Source organism: Serratia sp. KG1D (genome assembly GCF_037150675.1).
GTDB classification, from domain to species: Bacteria; Pseudomonadota; Gammaproteobacteria; order Enterobacterales; family Enterobacteriaceae; genus Serratia; species Serratia nematodiphila.
Window position 1 is genome coordinate 362671 of the sequence record NZ_JBAGIH010000003.1, and the last position, 16725, is coordinate 379395.

The 16725-nt window shown below is 59.8% G+C and carries 16 protein-coding genes; 9 read left to right on the plus strand and 7 right to left on the minus strand.

All coding sequences use genetic code 11. The features are described 5' to 3' along the window. Nucleotides 1-443 precede the first annotated feature (443 nt). Together acnB and yacL are read left to right on the plus strand one after the other, a co-directional pair. The gene (gene acnB / locus WFM45_RS16800) at nt 444-3041 is read left to right on the plus strand and encodes a bifunctional aconitate hydratase 2/2-methylisocitrate dehydratase (protein ID WP_004937504.1); all 2598 of its coding nucleotides are present in this window, start codon (nt 444-446) and stop codon (nt 3039-3041) included. Between the two features lie 139 nt (nt 3042-3180). Further along, a complete protein-coding gene (yacL, locus tag WFM45_RS16805) occupies nt 3181-3543 on the plus strand; it encodes a protein YacL (RefSeq protein ID WP_048325353.1) in 363 nt (120 codons plus the stop codon). Nucleotides 3544-3575: 32 nt separating this feature from the next. On the opposite strand, the gene speD is transcribed toward yacL, so the two are convergent. The 3 genes from speD to WFM45_RS16820 all read right to left on the minus strand — a co-directional run bounded on the left by speD (nt 3576) and on the right by WFM45_RS16820 (nt 5734). Continuing rightward, entirely contained in the window at nt 3576-4370 is a 795-nt protein-coding gene (speD, locus tag WFM45_RS16810) for an adenosylmethionine decarboxylase (RefSeq protein WP_033632106.1), read from the minus strand. A 27-nt stretch (nt 4371-4397) separates the two neighbouring features. Continuing rightward, nucleotides 4398-5261, minus strand: coding sequence for a polyamine aminopropyltransferase (gene speE, locus WFM45_RS16815; protein WP_033632107.1), 864 nt, complete (start codon nt 5259-5261; stop codon nt 4398-4400). A gap of 125 nt (nt 5262-5386) precedes the next feature. Continuing rightward, entirely contained in the window at nt 5387-5734 is a 348-nt protein-coding gene (locus tag WFM45_RS16820; protein ID WP_004937515.1) for a YacC family pilotin-like protein, read from the minus strand. A gap of 217 nt (nt 5735-5951) precedes the next feature. Here WFM45_RS16820 and cueO point away from each other — a divergent pair, with 217 nt between their 5' ends. Next, nucleotides 5952-7619, plus strand: a complete 1668-nt coding sequence (gene cueO / locus WFM45_RS16825; RefSeq protein ID WP_033632108.1) for a multicopper oxidase CueO — start codon at nt 5952-5954, stop codon at nt 7617-7619. 98 nt (nt 7620-7717) lie between these two features. Next, nucleotides 7718-8254, plus strand: coding sequence for a hypoxanthine phosphoribosyltransferase (hpt, locus tag WFM45_RS16830; protein ID WP_004937527.1), 537 nt, complete (start codon nt 7718-7720; stop codon nt 8252-8254). 38 nt (nt 8255-8292) lie between these two features. On the opposite strand, the gene can is transcribed toward hpt, so the two are convergent. Beyond that, nucleotides 8293-8949 carry a carbonate dehydratase gene (gene can, locus WFM45_RS16835; protein WP_015379031.1) on the minus strand — a complete coding sequence of 219 codons (657 nt, stop codon included), beginning with the start codon at nt 8947-8949 and terminating at the stop codon, nt 8293-8295. Nucleotides 8950-9159: 210 nt separating this feature from the next. Between can and WFM45_RS16840 the strand changes: the two genes are divergently transcribed. From WFM45_RS16840 to WFM45_RS16850, 3 genes are all read left to right on the plus strand, one after another. After that, complete coding sequence (locus WFM45_RS16840; RefSeq protein WP_004937534.1) at nt 9160-10083, plus strand: ABC transporter ATP-binding protein; 924 nt, start codon at nt 9160-9162, stop codon at nt 10081-10083. Continuing rightward, nucleotides 10080-10850 carry an ABC transporter permease gene (locus WFM45_RS16845; protein ID WP_004937535.1) on the plus strand — a complete coding sequence of 257 codons (771 nt, stop codon included), beginning with the start codon at nt 10080-10082 and terminating at the stop codon, nt 10848-10850. The genes WFM45_RS16840 and WFM45_RS16845 overlap by 4 nt, the downstream gene beginning before the upstream one ends. Before the next feature lie 177 nt (nt 10851-11027). Then, nucleotides 11028-12308, plus strand: coding sequence for a polysaccharide deacetylase family protein (locus tag WFM45_RS16850; protein ID WP_015379029.1), 1281 nt, complete (start codon nt 11028-11030; stop codon nt 12306-12308). Between the two features lie 34 nt (nt 12309-12342). On the opposite strand, the gene panD is transcribed toward WFM45_RS16850, so the two are convergent. From panD to panB, 3 genes are all read right to left on the minus strand, one after another. Continuing rightward, nucleotides 12343-12723, minus strand: a complete 381-nt coding sequence (panD, locus tag WFM45_RS16855; protein WP_004937544.1) for an aspartate 1-decarboxylase — start codon at nt 12721-12723, stop codon at nt 12343-12345. Nucleotides 12724-12867: 144 nt separating this feature from the next. Beyond that, complete coding sequence (gene panC, locus WFM45_RS16860; protein WP_015379028.1) at nt 12868-13722, minus strand: pantoate--beta-alanine ligase; 855 nt, start codon at nt 13720-13722, stop codon at nt 12868-12870. 23 nt (nt 13723-13745) lie between these two features. Then, nucleotides 13746-14540: a 3-methyl-2-oxobutanoate hydroxymethyltransferase gene (panB, locus tag WFM45_RS16865; RefSeq protein WP_004937548.1), complete on the minus strand. Its 795-nt coding sequence runs from the start codon at nt 14538-14540 to the stop codon at nt 13746-13748. A gap of 166 nt (nt 14541-14706) precedes the next feature. Between panB and qseB the strand changes: the two genes are divergently transcribed. Together qseB and qseC are read left to right on the plus strand one after the other, a co-directional pair. Beyond that, nucleotides 14707-15369, plus strand: a complete 663-nt coding sequence (gene qseB, locus WFM45_RS16870; protein ID WP_156866490.1) for a quorum sensing response regulator transcription factor QseB — start codon at nt 14707-14709, stop codon at nt 15367-15369. Beyond that, on the plus strand, nt 15366-16724 hold the full coding sequence (gene qseC, locus WFM45_RS16875; protein ID WP_250601920.1) for a quorum sensing histidine kinase QseC: 1359 nt from the start codon (nt 15366-15368) through the stop codon (nt 16722-16724). Before qseB ends, qseC begins: the two co-directional genes overlap by 4 nt. Nucleotide 16725: the final 1 nt, after the last annotated feature.

The following is a 16725-nucleotide window of genomic DNA, read 5'->3' on the forward strand; positions in this document are numbered from 1 at the left end:
CGGTTTTTTGTGGCCGCTGCGCCAAATTCCGATCCTCATGCTTATATCCACTCTAATTATATGGGTATAATGTCCTGCTAGTCCGGCAGCCGATTACGCTGCGCTCAACGATTCAGCAAAGATTTAATGTTGCTTTTATGTGAACGAATTAACAACCGTTTCAAATCCTGATATGCTGGCTGAGCGGAACCGGGCACTGTACCTTACAGTCCAGGACATCGACAGCAGTGCCCCGTCAGGATAGATGGCATCAATATCGCCGTGCGCTCTACCCATCAGTCTTTCATGCTGTAACGCTGTTTGACCGTGCTTGTTTGCCCCAATCACCGTTTCGGGGCCTTTACGGGCCGATCGCCTAGCCACAGAGTGAAACCCAAAGGGTATAAACCCGGTTTGCATATACGCCAGGCACAATAAATGACAATGAGAGCGAGGAGAACGTCGTGCTAGAAGAATACCGTAAGCACGTAGCCGAGCGTGCTGCTGAGGGCATCGCCCCTAAGCCGCTAGACGCCACCCAAATGGCCGCGCTGGTCGAACTACTGAAGAATCCGCCAAAAGGCGAAGAAGAATTCCTGTTAGACCTGCTGATTAACCGTGTTCCACCGGGCGTCGACGAAGCCGCCTACGTCAAAGCAGGTTTCCTGGCGGCCATCGCCAAAGGTGAAGCGACATCCCCCCTGGTTACCCCCGAGAAAGCGATTGAACTGTTAGGCACCATGCAGGGTGGCTATAACATTCATCCGCTGATCGAAGCGCTGGACAACGAGAAGCTGGCGCCGATCGCCGCCAAAGCGCTGTCCCACACGCTGCTGATGTTCGACAACTTCTACGACGTGGAAGAGAAGGCCAAGGCCGGTAACCCGCACGCCAAACAGATCATGCAGTCCTGGGCAGACGCCGAATGGTACCTGTCGCGCCCGGAGCTGGCGGAAAAGATCACCGTCACCGTGTTCAAAGTCACCGGCGAAACCAACACCGACGACCTGTCTCCGGCGCCGGACGCCTGGTCGCGCCCGGACATCCCGCTGCACGCGCTGGCGATGCTGAAAAACGAACGTGAAGGCATCGTGCCGGATCAGCCTGGCAGCGTCGGCCCGATCAAACAGATCGAGCTGCTGAACAAGAAAGGCTTCCCGCTGGCCTACGTCGGCGACGTGGTCGGCACCGGTTCCTCCCGTAAATCCGCCACCAACTCGGTGCTGTGGTTCATGGGCGACGACATCCCGCACGTGCCGAACAAGCGCGGCGGCGGCGTGGTGCTGGGCGGCAAGATTGCGCCTATCTTCTTCAACACCATGGAAGATGCCGGCGCCTTGCCGATCGAAGTGGACGTGTCCGAGCTGAACATGGGCGACGTGATCGACGTTTACCCGTACAAAGGTGAAGTGCGCAACCACGAGACCGGCGCGCTGATCGCCAACTTCGAGCTGAAAACCGACGTGCTGCTGGATGAAGTGCGCGCCGGCGGCCGTATCCCGCTGATCATCGGCCGCGGCCTGACCACCAAGGCGCGCGAAGCGCTGGGCCTGCCGCACAGCGACGTGTTCCGCATCGCCAAACCGGTTGCCGCCAGCAGCAAAGGCTTCTCGCTGGCGCAGAAAATGGTCGGCCGCGCCTGCGGCGTCGCCGGCATTCGCCCTGGCGAATACTGCGAACCGAAGATGACCTCCGTCGGCTCTCAGGACACCACCGGCCCGATGACCCGCGATGAGCTGAAAGACCTGGCCTGCCTCGGCTTCTCCGCCGATCTGGTCATGCAGTCGTTCTGCCACACCGCTGCGTACCCGAAACCAGTCGACGTGACCACGCACCACACGCTGCCTGATTTCATCATGAACCGCGGCGGCGTCTCGCTGCGCCCGGGCGACGGCGTGATCCACTCCTGGCTGAACCGCATGCTGCTGCCTGACACCGTCGGCACCGGCGGCGATTCCCACACCCGCTTCCCGATCGGCATCTCCTTCCCGGCCGGTTCCGGCCTGGTGGCGTTTGCCGCCGCGACCGGCGTGATGCCGCTGGATATGCCTGAGTCGGTGCTGGTGCGCTTCAAAGGCAAAATGCAGCCGGGCATCACCCTGCGCGATTTGGTGCACGCCATCCCTTACTACGCGATCCAGCAAGGTCTGCTGACCGTCGAGAAGAAGGGCAAGAAAAACATCTTCTCCGGCCGCATTCTGGAGATCGAAGGCCTGCCGGATCTGAAGGTCGAGCAGGCGTTTGAGCTGACCGATGCGTCCGCCGAACGTTCCGCCGCCGGTTGTACCATCAAGCTGGACAAGGCGCCGATCGAAGAGTACCTGAACTCCAACATCGTGCTGCTGAAGTGGATGATTTCCGAAGGCTACGGCGATCGCCGTACGCTGGAGCGCCGTATTCAGGGCATGGAAAAATGGCTGGCGGATCCGCAACTGCTGGAAGGCGATGCGGATGCGGAATACGCAGCGGTGATCGACATCGATCTGAACGAGATCAAAGAGCCGATCCTGTGCGCGCCGAACGATCCTGACGACGCGCGCCTGCTGTCCGACGTGGCCAACAGCAAGATCGATGAAGTGTTCATCGGCTCTTGCATGACCAACATCGGCCACTTCCGCGCGGCCGGCAAGCTGCTGGATCAGCACAAGGGCCAGTTGCCGACCCGTCTGTGGGTGGCGCCGCCAACCAAGATGGATGCGGCTCAGCTGACCGAAGAAGGCTACTACAGCGTCTTCGGCAAGAGCGGCGCGCGTATCGAGATCCCGGGCTGCTCGCTGTGCATGGGCAACCAGGCGCGCGTGGCGGACGGCGCGACGGTGGTTTCCACCTCGACCCGTAACTTCCCGAACCGTCTGGGCACCGGCGCTAACGTCTATCTGGCGTCTGCTGAACTGGCCGCGGTAGCGTCCCTGCTGGGCCGCCTGCCGACGCCGGACGAGTACCAGACCTATATGGCGCAGGTCGACAAGACGGCGGCGGATACCTACCGCTACCTGAACTTTGACCAGCTGGGGCAGTACACCGAAAAAGCCGACGGCGTGATCTTCCAAACCGCCGTGTAAGCCGCTATATTGCGCAACTGTTTAACGGGAGGCTTTGGCCTCCCGTTTTATTTTGCTCAGTTGCCAACTTTGCGAGCGCTCACTGAGTTAGTCAGCCATTTATGTTTACACTAAGAAAAAGGGCTCAGGAGGGCATGCTATGGATTACGAATTTCTGCGTGACGTCACCGGTCAGGTGCTCGTCAGATTTTCGATGGGGCATGAGGCGATTGGCCACTGGATCAACGAAGAAGTCAAAGGCGATTTCAACCTGCTGGACCGCATTGAAGCCGGCGCGGCCGAGGTCAAAGGCAGCGAGCGTCAATGGCAGCTGGAAGGCCATGAATATACGCTGCTGATGGATGGTGAAGAAGTGATGATCCGCGCCAATCAGCTGGAGTTCGAGGGCGATGAAATGGAAGAGGGGATGAACTATTACGACGAAGAAAGCCTCTCATTCTGCGGCGTTGAGGATTTCCTGCGGGTGTTGAAAGCCTATCGTTCTTTCATGCTGAAGTACTAAGCATCAGGGCGCGGCGTGCCGCGCCCTTTCCATCACAGATGCGGAATATTGCGGCCGTAATAGATTTCCTGCATCTCTTTCCATAACAGATCGGTGATCTGCTTGCGCTCGGCGGCGCTCAACGCCTCCGGTTGCGCGTTAAACAGGTAGTGCTTCAGATCGAAATCCTTCAGCAACATCTTGGTATGGAAGATATTTTCCTGGTAAACGTTCACGTCCATCATGTGGTACAGCGCCTTGATGTCTTCCGACATAAAGTTCTGGATCGAATTGATCTCATGATCGATGTAATGTTTCACGCCGTTCACGTCGCGGGTAAAACCACGCACACGATAGTCCATGGTGACGATGTCGGATTCCAGCTGGTGAATTAAATAGTTCAGCGCCTTGAGGGGCGAAATGACGCCGCAGGTCGAAACCTCGATATCGGCGCGGAAGGTGCACAGCCCGCCTTCCGGATGGCTTTCCGGGTAGGTGTGTACGCAGATATGGCTTTTGTCCAGGTGCGCGACGACCGTATTTGGCAGCGGACCGGGGTGTTCCGACGTATCGACGTCTTTCGGATCGATCGGCTCTTCGCTGACCAGGATGGTGACGCTGGCGCCCTGCGGCTCGTAGTCCTGACGCGCGATGTTCAGAATATTGGCGCCGATGATCGAGCAGGTTTCGCTCAGGATCTCGGTTAACCGGTTGGCGTTATATTGTTCGTCTATGTAGGCGATATAGCCATCGCGATCGTCCGCGGTTTTGGCGTAACAAATATCGTAAATACAAAAACTCAGGCTCTTGGTCAGGTTGTTGAAGCCGTGCAGTTTTAGCTTATGCAATTTGGGCCACCTCCTTTATCTTCTCGCTTAACGTGTTACGTTCAGGGCATTGAGCAAATATTGCGGCAGGGCAAAGCTGCCGACGTGAATTGCCGGGTTGTAATAACGGCAGTGTAGGCCGCTTTGGTTAAAGCGCTGTTGCAGGGCAGGCAGATCGCGCTGGCGCAGCGCCGGGTCCTGGCTCGCCCAGGCGAAGGTCATGATGCCGCCGTAATAGGTCGGGATCGCCGCCTGATAGAAGCTGACGTCGCTAAAGTAGCGGCTCAGTTTGGCGTGGCTGTTGACCGTCTCGTCCTGCTGCAGGAAACAGACGCCGTTCTGCGCGACGAAAATGCCGCCCTCATTCAGGCAGCGGGCGCAGCCTTCATAAAACGCCGAGGTGAACAGGCTTTCGCCGGGGCCGATCGGATCGGTGCAGTCGGAGATGATCACATCGAACGTTTCGTCGGTTTGATTCACGAAGTTGACGCCGTCGTCGATCACCAGCTTGAAGCGCGGATCGTCATAGGCGCCGGCGCTGTGGTTGGGCAGGTACTGGCGGCAGAACTCGACGACGCCGGCGTCGATCTCGACCATGGTGATCTGCTCCACGCCAGGGTGCCGGCTGACTTCACGCAGCATGCCGCCGTCGCCGCCGCCGATGATCAGCACTTTCTTCGCCCGGCCGTGCGCCAGCAGCGGCACGTGGGTCAGCATTTCGTGATAGATGAACTCGTCACGCTCGGTGGTTTGCACCACGCCGTCGAGCGCCATCACGCGCCCCAGCTCCGGGTTCTCGAAGATCACCAGATCCTGATGATCGGTCTTCTCGCGGTACAGCACCTTCTCTACCGAGAAGTACTGGCCGAAGCCCGTATGCAGCGTTTCGTACCAAATTTCTTTCTGGGTCATGTGCGGGAAACTCCGTAATAACAGCCATGAAAAATCGGCGCAACATCATAGCTAACTCTGCCTGGCGATGCACGGTTGAATTTCAGACAGAGAGAGCGTTAAGCGGATGGGAGAAGGGGAAAGAATTAATTGGCGTAGGCCAGCAGGCTCAACGAGTCGCGCGCCAGCGATTTGCACTTCTTGGGCGTTGGAATGGCGATGCCGCTGAGATCCCGATAGCTGTCTTCGCCCAGCGCCTTCATATTGAAACTGTTGTAGTTGCTCAAATCCCAGCGGTTTTGTTGCGCGAAATAGACAATGGCGCGTTTGATTTGCGCGTTTGGCAAATCGTTGTAGCCGCAATCATTTTTCAAATAAATAAATACCGCCGTCAGATCGGCCAGATCTTCCGCCTCGGATTCATTCAGCGCCAGACTGGCGTTGGAGAAGCCCAGCATCGCCAGCAACAGCATCGATAACGTTGTTTTTTTCATCATGAAATAGGCCTGTTTGTCGTCTGCTGACGTTACCACACTTGTCTGTAAAGGCACCAAATTTTATTGCCGGCGGGCCGGCGTCGCGCTTGCCAGTCACACTCTCTTGATTGTGAGGCATAGCTTAAAATACCGCCAGGAAAGGCTTGACCTTCCGCCAGGGGGAAGGTTTAGGCTGGCGGCATTGAGTTATGTCACTGAGAAAAGGGAGTCAGCGATGTTACGCCGTGATTTTATTAAATTAACCGCCGCGCTGGGCGCGGCGAGCGCATTGCCGTTGTGGAGCCGAGCCGCCTGGGCGGCCGATAGGCCGGCCCTGCCGGTACCGCCGCTGTTGACGCCTGACGCGCAGGGAAAGATTGCGCTGGCGCTGCAGGCGGGGGAAACCCGCTGGTTGCCCGGCGCCGCCACCAAAACCTGGGGATTCAACGGCGCGCTGCTCGGGCCGGCGGTGAAGCTGCAGCGTGGCCAGCCGGTGACGGTCGATATCAAAAACCGCCTGGCGGAGGCCAGTACCGTCCACTGGCACGGCCTGGAAATTCCCGGCGACGTCGATGGCGGCCCGCAGGCGCTGATCCATCCCGGCGCGACGCGCACGGTGAATTTCACTGTTGATCAACCGGCGGCTACCTGCTGGTTCCACCCGCATACGCACGGTAAAACCGGCAGCCAGGTGATGATGGGGCTGGCGGGGCTGGTGCTGCTGGAAGACGACGAAAGCGCCAAACTGCCGCTGCCGAAAACCTGGGGGCAGGATGATATTCCGGTGATCCTGCAGGATAAGCGGCTGGGCAAAGACGCGCAGATCGAATACCGCCTGGACGTGATGAGCGCGGCGGTGGGCTGGTTTGGCGATCGCATGTTCACCAACGGCGCGCAGTATCCGCAACATCTGGCGCCGCGCGGCTGGCTGCGTCTGCGTTTCCTCAACGGTTGTAACGCCCGCTCGCTGAATCTGGCGGCCAGTGACAACCGTCCGCTGTACGTTATCGCCAGCGACGGCGGTTTCCTGGCGGAGCCGGTGAAGCTGACCGAGCTGCCGATGCTGATGGGCGAACGCTTTGAAGTATTGGTCGATGCCTCGGATGGGAAAGCATTCGATATCGTGACGCTGCCGGTGAAGCAGATGGGCATGACGTTGGCGCCGTTCGATCAACCGCTGCCGGTGCTGCGCATTCAGCCCTCGCTGGCGCAGGGCATTAAAACCATGCCGGATAGCCTGGTGAAGCTGCCGGCATTGCCTGCTATCACCGGTATCCAGGAGCGCTGGCTACAGCTGATGATGGATCCGCAGCTGGATATGCTGGGCATGCAGGCGCTGATGGATCGCTATGGCCACCAGGCGATGGCCGGCATGAGCATGAATCATGGCGCGACGGGTGGCGCAGACATGCAAGGCATGGACCACGGTAACATGAAAGGCATGGAGAAGGGCGGCATGCAGGGCATGGATCACGGCAACATGAAAGGCATGGATCATGGCAAGATGGCCGGGATGGATCACGGCGGCGCGCAGGGCAAAGCCAAACCGTTCGACTTCAGCCACGGCAACATGATCAACGGCAAGGCCTTCGACATGACCAAGCCGATGTTCGCCGCCAAACGTGGCCAGTATGAGAAATGGACCATTTCCGGTGAGGGCGACATGATGTTGCACCCGTTCCACATTCACGGCACCCAGTTCCGTATCTTGTCGGAAAACGGCAAACCGCCGGCGGCGCATCGCAGCGGCTGGAAGGACACGGTGCGCGTCGAAGGGTGGCGCAGCGAAGTGCTGGTGCGCTTCGATCATCCGGCAAGCAGCGAACATGCGTATATGGCCCACTGTCACCTGTTGGAACACGAAGATACCGGCATGATGATGGGCTTCACCGTCGACGAATGATCGCGGTCCGGCGCTCACGTGGCGGCGCGCTCGCGTCGCCACCGGCGAAAGGCTATGCTAAACTCTGCGCCTTTCTTCCGGCAACTGACCTGAATACTATGAAACACACTGTAGACGTAATGATTTCCGAGCAGGAAGTTAAGACCCGTATCGCCGAACTTGGCCGCCAGATCACCGAACATTACCGCGACAGCGGCAGCGACATGGTGCTGGTCGGGCTGCTGCGCGGCTCCTTCATGTTCATGGCCGATCTCTGCCGCGCGATCGAGGTGCCGCACGAAGTCGACTTTATGACCGCCTCCAGCTACGGCAGCGGCATGTCCACCACCCGCGACGTGAAGATCCTCAAGGATCTGGACGAAGACATTCGCGGCAAAGACGTGCTGATCGTGGAAGACATCATCGATTCCGGTAACACGCTGAACAAAGTGCGCGAGATTTTGGCGCTGCGCGGGCCGAAGTCACTGGCGATTTGCACCTTGCTGGACAAACCTGAGCGCCGTGAAGTGCAGGTGCCGGTTGAATATGTCGGCTTCTCGATCCCGGATGAGTTCGTGGTGGGGTATGGCATCGACTACGCTCAGCGTTATCGTCACCTGCCGTACGTCGGCAAAGTGGTGCTGCTGGACGAGTAATTGGATGTGGGGCGCGGCAAGCCGCGCCCGCGGCGGGGTTATACGCCTTTATCCTGCTTCAGTTTGGCTATCGCTTTGCGGTAGCCCATCTCCAGGCTCTCGCGGCTGGTCGCCAGCACTTCCATATCGCGCAGGCGGCCGTCCTGAATGCCGTACACCCAACCGTGGATCATCACCTTCTGGCCGCGCTTCCAGGCTGATTGCATGATGGTGGAGTGGCCCAGGTTGTACACCTGTTCAATGACGTTGATCTCGCACAGCATGTCGAAACGCTGTTCCGGCGGCAGCTCGCCCAGCAGCGAGCTGTGCTTGTACCACAGATCGCGAATGTGCAGCAGCCAGTTGTCGATCAAACCCAGCTCCGGGTTTTCCACCGCCGCCTGCACGCCGCCGCAGCCCAGGTGGCCGCAGATGATGATGTGTTCGACTTCCAGCACATCTACCGCATACTGCACCACCGACAGGCAGTTAAGATCGGTGTGGATTACGAGGTTCGCCACGTTGCGATGGACGAACAGTTCACCCGGCTCGAGGCCGGTCAGGCGTTCTGCGGGAACGCGGCTGTCAGAGCAACCAATCCATAAGAAGCGGGGCTTTTGCGCCTGGGCTAAACGTTCAAAAAAATCCGGGTCTTCCTGACTGATATTGGCCGACCAGGCCTGGTTGTTGGCGATAAGCTCTTCGATTTCTTTCATGGAGGTGATTGACCCGTAACGGACAGATTGCGTTGGGGTAATATAGGGTAAGCGTCACAATTTGGAAATCGGAACAGTGGTGCAGCCTCATTTAGCGCACGGATTCGACGCAGTGAAAACGTCGCCGATGCTAGGATTATCGTTAGTGTTTCAAGCCTCGCAAACAGGGGAGTGGCGGCATACTCATCGTTATAAGGTACTATTTTACATATGAATTATGCACTGGAATTAGCGCAGCTGACCAAGACTTACGCCGGTGGCGTCAAGGCGCTGCGCGGCATTGACCTGAGCGTCGAAGCGGGGGATTTTTATGCCCTGCTGGGGCCAAACGGCGCCGGAAAGTCCACCACCATCGGCATCATCAGCTCGCTGGTGAACAAAACGGCCGGCAGCGTACGGGTATTCGGTTACGACATCGATAAAGACATCGTCAACGCCAAGCGCCAGCTCGGCCTGGTGCCGCAGGAGTTCAACTTCAATCCGTTTGAGACCGTGTTGCAGATCGTGGTGAACCAGGCGGGTTACTACGGCGTCACGCGGCGTGAAGCGATGGCGCGCGCCGAAAAATACCTCAATCAGCTGGATCTGTGGGGCAAGCGCAACGAGCGCGCCCGCATGCTGTCCGGCGGCATGAAGCGCCGCCTGATGATCGCCCGCGCGCTGATGCATCAGCCGAAGCTGCTGATTCTCGATGAGCCGACCGCCGGGGTGGATATTGAGCTGCGTCGCTCGATGTGGGGCTTCCTGAAAGATCTGAACGCCCAGGGCACCACCATTATCCTCACCACCCACTATCTGGAAGAGGCGGAAATGCTGTGCCGCAACATCGGCATCATCCAGAACGGGGAACTGGTGGAAAACACCTCGATGAAGGGGCTGCTGGCCAAGCTGAAGTCGGAAACCTTCATCCTCGATCTGGCGGCGAAGAGCCCGCTGCCGAAGCTGGACGGTTACCGCAGCCGCCTGACGGATACCTCGACGCTGGAAGTGGAGGTGATGCGCGAGCAAGGGCTGAACGGCCTGTTCGCCCAGCTGAGCGCGCAGGGCGTGCAGGTGCTGAGCATGCGCAATAAGGCGAACCGCCTGGAAGAGCTGTTTGTCACCCTGGTTAACGGCAATGGAGAGAAAGCATGACGCGTTTGTATTGGGTGGCCTTACAGAGCATCTGGGCCAAAGAGGTAAACCGGTTCGCGCGCATCTGGATCCAGACCCTGGTGCCGCCGGTGATCACCATGACGCTGTACTTCATCATCTTCGGTAACCTGATCGGCTCGCGCATCGGCGATATGCACGGCTTCAGCTACATGCAGTTCATCGTGCCCGGCCTCATCATGATGGCGGTCATCACCAACTCCTATGCCAACGTCGCCTCGTCGTTCTTCAGCGCCAAGTTTCAGCGCAACATTGAGGAACTGCTGGTGGCGCCGGTGCCGACCCACGTGGTGATCGCCGGCTATGTCGGCGGCGGCGTGGCGCGCGGCATCTGCGTCGGCGTGCTGGTGACCATCATCTCACTGTTCTTCGTGCCGCTGCAGGTGCACGCCTGGTGGGTGATTGCGCTGACGCTGCTGCTGACGGCGATCCTGTTCTCGCTGGCGGGGCTGATCAATGCGGTGTTCGCCACCACTTTCGACGATATCAGCCTGATCCCGACCTTCGTGCTGACGCCGCTGACTTACCTGGGCGGGGTGTTCTACTCGTTGTCGCTGCTGCCGCCATTCTGGCAGGCCGTGTCCAAGCTGAACCCCATCGTTTATATGATCAGCGGCTTCCGCTACGGTTTCCTCGGCATCAACGATGTGCCGCTGGCGTTCACCATGGCGGTGTTGGTGGCGTTTATCGCGGTGTTTTACCTGCTGTCCTGGTACCTGATCGAGCGCGGCCGCGGCCTGCGCAGCTGATCGTATCGCGCCCTCGCTTTCCCGGCGGGGGCGCTTTTCTTGATTTGGCGCAGGCGGCGCGTAAATCAATAGAATTGCTCAAATAACCGCTAGTTCCCCGCTGTTCAAATCGTGCTATGCTGGCGCTCCACATTTCCTCCACTTTTGTCATTACGCACTCGTAAGCAGAACATCATCATGCGGTCTCAATACACGTTAACGGCTGGGTTGCTCGGCATTCTGATGTCGTTGGTTTCCCCTGTGAGCCTGGCTAGTCTGCTGTCGGAAGACAGCGCGGTTAAATCTGAATACATGGAAGCGCAGCGCGATAGCGAAGTCTATGCGTTGGTGGGCGAGCATGTGATCCCGGTAGGGGAAGTGAAGCGCGGGCAACTGCTCCAAGTCTTCCCGGCGGATGCGGAATACTACGAATTCAAATTCGGGCACGGTACCGGCTTTATCGATAAAGACGACGTGCGTGAATTGAAGAAGTCGCGCAAGGTGCAAGACGATCTGGGCGAGCTGAACAAACCGCTGACCAACCAGAATCTGATCACGCAAAAAACGATCGACGTATACACCGCAGCGGATAAGGACAGCGAGGTCTTGGGCACGCTGGAAGGCAACCTGCGCTATCCGATCATCGGCAAGCTGAAGGATCGCCTGAACAACACCTGGTACGAGGTCAACATCGGCGAGCGGCTGGGGTTCATTAATGAGTTGGACTGCGAGATCGATAACGGCATACCGGTGCTGACTTACCACCACCTGCTGAAAAACGAAGAGAACAAACGCTTCCGCCACACCTCGACCACCACTTCAGACGTGGCGTTCAGCAACCAGATGACCTACCTGAAGCAGGCGGGCTACGACACCATTTCGCTGTACCAGCTGGAAGCCTACCTGAAAAATCAGATCAACCTGCCGGGCAAGGCGGTCGTGCTGACGTTCGACGACGGGCTGAAATCGGTGTATCGCTACGCTTACCCGGTGCTGAAGGATTACGGTTTCCGCGCCACGGCGTTCATCATCTCTTCGCGCATCAAACGCCATCCGCAGAAATGGAACCCGGACTCGTTGCAGTTTATGAGCGTCTCGGAGCTCAAGCAGATTCAGGACGTGTTCGACGTGCAGTCGCATACCCATTTCCTGCACCGCACCGACGGTAATCGCCAGCCGATTTTGCTGAGCCGTTCGCTGCACAATATCGAGTTCGATTTTGAGCGCTCACGCCGCGCGCTGTCGCAGTTCAATCCGCACGTGCTGTATCTGTCTTACCCGTTCGGCGGCTATAACCAACGGGCGATCCAGGCGGCGCAGGACGCCGGTTTCCATCTGGCGGTGACCACGGTGCAGGGCAAGGTAAAGCCGGGGGATAACCCCTATACGCTAAAGCGGCTGTATATTCTGCGCACCGACTCGATCCAGACCATGGCGGATCGGATAGCCAACAAGCCGGGCACGGTGGTGGTGCAATAAGGAAGAACGGGCGCGTAAGGCGCCCGTTTTATTGTCAGGCGACCTGAACCGGCACGGCTTTCGCCTTGCGCTGCAGGTTGTTGTCACCTTCGAAATAGGCGACTTTCGGGTGGTGTTGGCGGGCGTCGGCGTCGGTCATTTGCACATAGGAGCAGATGATCAGTTTGTCGCCGACGCAGGCGCAGCGCGCGGCGGCGCCGTTGACCGAAATGATGCGCGAACCGCGCTCGGCGGCGATGGCGTAGGTGGAGAAGCGCTGGCCGTTATCCACGTTGTAAATATCGATCGCTTCATATTCCAGAATGCCGGCGGCCTCCAGGAAATCCTGGTCGATGGCGCAGGAGCCTTCATAGTGCAAGTCAGCCTGAGTGACTTTGACGCGATGCAGCTTGCCTTGCAGCATAGTACGTATCATAGCTTTACCTAACTGAATATCGGCCTTCACAGGCGCTGGGGTTGAACATCTCTCCTGCATCCCTGCAATCTCTATCGTCACCGATTGCTCAGCCATTGTCTACCAATGGCAGGTTTTCTGGGTGACGATAGTATAAAAAACGGCTTACAGCGTCAGGTCGACCTGCTGGTTGTCGATAAGACGCGCCTTGCCCAGCCAGGCTGCCATCAGCACCACCGCTCGCTGGCTGTCCACCGTCAGCGGCTGCAGGCTGTCGGCGTCGCGAATAAACAGCTCATCCGGCGTAAAGCCGGCGGCGCGCAGCTGCTCGGCGGTCTGCTCCAGCAGCGCTTCGATCTGGCGCTCGCCATTGGCCAGCTGTTGCGCCAGCGCGTTCATGATCTTGCTCAGCTGCGGCGCTACCTTGCGCTCTTCGGCGGTCAGGTAGCCGTTGCGCGAGCTGAGGGCCAGGCCGTCTTTGGCGCGCACGGTCGGCACGCCGACGATATCGATGTCGTAACCCATGTCCGCCACCATTTTGCGGATCAACGCCAGCTGTTGGTAATCCTTCTCGCCGAAACAGGCCAAATCAGGCTGCACCAGGTTGAACAGCTTGCTGACGATGGTGGAAACGCCGCGGAAGTGGCCCGGCCGGCTGGCGCCTTCCAGGATGGTGGAGATGCCCGGCACGTCGACGTAGGTCTGCTGCTCCAGGCCCTGCGGATAAACCGCGGCCGGGGCCGGCGCGAACACCAGATCGACGCCGCGGCGGGTCAGCTTTTCGCTGTCTTCCTGCAGCGTGCGCGGGTAGCGCGCCAGATCGTCCGGGCGATCGAACTGCATCGGGTTAACGAAGATGCTCACCACCACCACGTCGGCGCGGGCGCGCGCTTCATCGACCAGCGTCATGTGGCCGTCGTGCAGGTTGCCCATGGTCGGCACCAGCGCGATGCGTTTGCCTTCCTGGCGCCAGCGGCGGATCTGCTGACGCAGCATCGGCAGGGTTTCGATAATAATCATTGGGTGACTCCTGGAACCATCGCTTAGTTAAAAGAGTGTTCAGCCGCCGGGTAGAGGCCTTGCTCCACTTCCTGAATGTAGTGCTGCACCGCCGTGCGGATATCGCCGCTCTGCGCCAGGAAGTTCTTGGCGAACTTCGGCGTGTGGCCGCCGGTGATGCCGAAGGCGTCGTGCATCACCAGGATCTGGCCGTCGGTGCCGTTGCCGGCGCCGATGCCGATGACCGGAATGGACAGCGCTTCGGTGATCTGGCGCGCCAGCTCGGTCGGCACGCACTCCAGCACCAGCAGCTGAATGCCGGCCAGCTCCAGATTCTGCGCGTCCTGCAACAGCTGTTTGGCGGCCAGTTCGTCGCGCCCTTGTACCTTATAGCCGCCGAACACGTTGACCGACTGCGGCGTCAGGCCCAGGTGGCCGCATACCGGCACCGCGCGTTCGGCGAGCATTTTCACCGTGTCGCACAACCAGCTGCCGCCTTCCAGTTTCACCATGTTGGCGCCGGCGCGCATCAGCTCGGCGGCGTTGGCGAAGGTCTGTTCCGGGGTGGCGTAACTCATGAACGGCAGATCGGCCAACAGCAGGCAGGCCGGCGCGCCGCGGCGCACGGCGCGCGTGTGATAGGCCACGTCGGCGACGGTGACCGGCAGCGTGGAGTCGTGGCCCTGCAGCGTCATGCCCAGCGAATCGCCCACCAACAGGACTTTGATGCCTTGCTCTTCAAACAGTTTGGCAAAGCTGGCATCGTAGGCGGTAAGGGTAGCAAACTTGCGTTGCTCCTGTTTCCACTGGCGCAAGTGGGTCACGGTGGTGGGTTTCATCACAACGTCTCCTGAAACGGGCCGTGCGGCGTACGCAGGCCCAGGCTGCAAAAAAGTGCAGTCATTCTACTGTAACCCGATCGGGGTGGGTAGCGCGGATCGCCATGCTTAAGCGGTTCTTAAGAACCTTGTGGTGCAATGGCGCCAAGACTCAAAAGGGATACTCATGCGAATTCTGTTGATCGAAGATGACAAACTGATCGGGGACGGCATCAAGGCCGGGCTGACCAAACTCGGCTTCAATCTGGACTGGTTCACCGACGGCTCCGTCGGCAAAAATGCGCTGGACAGCGCGCCGTACGACGCGGTGATCCTCGATCTCAGCCTGCCGGGCCTCGATGGTCTGGATCTGCTGCGCCAGTGGCGCCAGGCCGGGCAGGACGTGCCGGTGCTGATCCTCACCGCCCGCGATGCGCTGGAGCAGCGGGTCAGCGGGCTGCAAAGCGGCGCCGACGATTATCTGTGCAAGCCGTTCGCGCTGGCCGAAGTGGCGGCGCGCCTGCAGGCGCTGATCCGGCGTCGCCACGGCCAACTGATGCCGCAGCTGACGCACGGCAACGTAGTGTTCGACAGCGCCACCCGCAGCGTGAGCTGCAACGGCGAACCGGTGACGCTGACGCCGCGCGAATTGGCGGTGCTGGAGCTGTTTTTGCACAACAAAGGGCGGGTGCTGGCGCGGCCGTTGATTCAGGAGAAACTGTACAACTGGGACGACGAGGTGAGCAGTAACGCGGTGGAGGTGCATATTCACCACCTGCGGCGCAAGCTGGGCAACGGCTTCATCCGTACCATCCACGGCGTGGGTTACACGCTGGGGGATGCGCCGTGAAGCATCTCAGCCTGCGGCTGCGCCTGATCCTGATCTTCAGCCTGCTGGCGCTGCTGACCTGGAGCACCGCCAGCGTGGTGGCCTGGGTGATGTCGCGCAACACCATCAACGAAGTGTTCGACACCCAACAGATGCTGTTCGCCAAACGGCTGGCGACCGCCAACCTCGGCGATCTGTTGGCCGATGAAAGCGCGCGCAGCCTGCCGAAAACCAAGAAGCTGGTGCATCACGGCAAGCGCGGCGAGCAGGACGACGACGCGCTGGCGTTCGCCATCTTCGATCGCCAGGGCAAGATGCTGCTCAACGACGGCGAGAACGGTGCCGACTTCCTGTTTGACGGGGAGCGTGAGGGTTTTACCGACGGCGAGCGCAAAGGCGATGACGACAGCTGGCGCCTGGTGTGGCTGACCAGCCCGGACGGGCGCTACCGCATCGTGGTCGGCCAGGAGTGGGATTACCGGCGCGATATGGCGCTGGGCATGGTGACCGGCCAACTGGTGCCCTGGCTGGTGACGCTGCCGGTGCTGATGCTGCTGATCGCGCTGATGGTCGGGCGCGAGCTGCGGCCGTTGCGCACGGTAGCCGCCGGTTTGCGCCGGCGCGCGCCCGATGATGCGACGCCGCTGGATGCGCGCCAGGTGCCGACCGAGGTGCGCCCGCTGGTGGATGCGCTCAATGCGCTGTTTGCCCGCATCAACGCTTTGCTGGTGCGGGAGCGACGCTTCACCTCCGATGCCGCGCACGAGTTGCGCAGCCCGCTGGCGGCGCTGCGGGTGCAGACCGAAGTGGTGCAGCTGGCGGGGGACGATGCGCCGATGCGCGAGCACGCGCTGGACAATCTGACGCTCGGCATCGATCGCGCCACCCGGCTGGTGGATCAGCTGTTGACGCTGTCGCGGCTGGATTCGCTGTCGGATCTGGCCGAACTGGCGCCGATCGACTGGAACAATCTGGTGACGATGACCCTGGCGGAACAGGATCGGCAGGCGCATGCGGCGGGCGTGACGCTACGCTATGAACATCGGGGAACGCCGCCGCCGCGTCAGGGAGAAACCTTGCTGCTGTCGTTGCTGTTGCGCAATCTGCTGGACAACGCGGTGCGCTATACCCCGCAGGGCGGCGTCGTCACCGTGACGTTGAGCGAACGTTCGCTGACGGTGGAGGACGACGGTCCGGGTGTCACCACGGAGCATCTGGCGCGGCTCGGAGAGCGCTTCTATCGCCCGCCGGGGCAGGAACAAACCGGCAGCGGGCTGGGGCTCTCGATCGTACAGCGTATTGCCGGCTTGCATGGTTTACAGATCAGTTTCGCCAATCGCCCGGCGGGGGGATTTGTCGCGCGGTTGGCGCTGTAGG

Excerpts from the sequence above, each read along its gene's own strand:
- panB (WP_004937548.1), bottom strand. The coding sequence starts at position 14,540 with ATGAAACCCACCACCGTGACCCACTTGCGCCAGTGGAAACAGGAGCAA.
- panC (WP_015379028.1), bottom strand. The coding sequence starts at position 13,722 with ATGATTATTATCGAAACCCTGCCGATGCTGCGTCAGCAGATCCGCCGC.
- WFM45_RS16820 (WP_004937515.1), bottom strand. The coding sequence starts at position 5,734 with ATGAAAAAAACAACGTTATCGATGCTGTTGCTGGCGATGCTGGGCTTC.
- panD (WP_004937544.1), bottom strand. The coding sequence starts at position 12,723 with ATGATACGTACTATGCTGCAAGGCAAGCTGCATCGCGTCAAAGTCACT.
- yacL (WP_048325353.1), top strand. The coding sequence starts at position 3,181 with ATGGATTACGAATTTCTGCGTGACGTCACCGGTCAGGTGCTCGTCAGA.
- qseB (WP_156866490.1), top strand. The coding sequence starts at position 14,707 with ATGCGAATTCTGTTGATCGAAGATGACAAACTGATCGGGGACGGCATC.
- can (WP_015379031.1), bottom strand. The coding sequence starts at position 8,949 with ATGAAAGAAATCGAAGAGCTTATCGCCAACAACCAGGCCTGGTCGGCC.
- WFM45_RS16840 (WP_004937534.1), top strand. The coding sequence starts at position 9,160 with ATGAATTATGCACTGGAATTAGCGCAGCTGACCAAGACTTACGCCGGT.
- cueO (WP_033632108.1), top strand. The coding sequence starts at position 5,952 with ATGTTACGCCGTGATTTTATTAAATTAACCGCCGCGCTGGGCGCGGCG.
- WFM45_RS16850 (WP_015379029.1), top strand. The coding sequence starts at position 11,028 with ATGCGGTCTCAATACACGTTAACGGCTGGGTTGCTCGGCATTCTGATG.
- hpt (WP_004937527.1), top strand. The coding sequence starts at position 7,718 with ATGAAACACACTGTAGACGTAATGATTTCCGAGCAGGAAGTTAAGACC.
- speE (WP_033632107.1), bottom strand. The coding sequence starts at position 5,261 with ATGACCCAGAAAGAAATTTGGTACGAAACGCTGCATACGGGCTTCGGC.
- WFM45_RS16845 (WP_004937535.1), top strand. The coding sequence starts at position 10,080 with ATGACGCGTTTGTATTGGGTGGCCTTACAGAGCATCTGGGCCAAAGAG.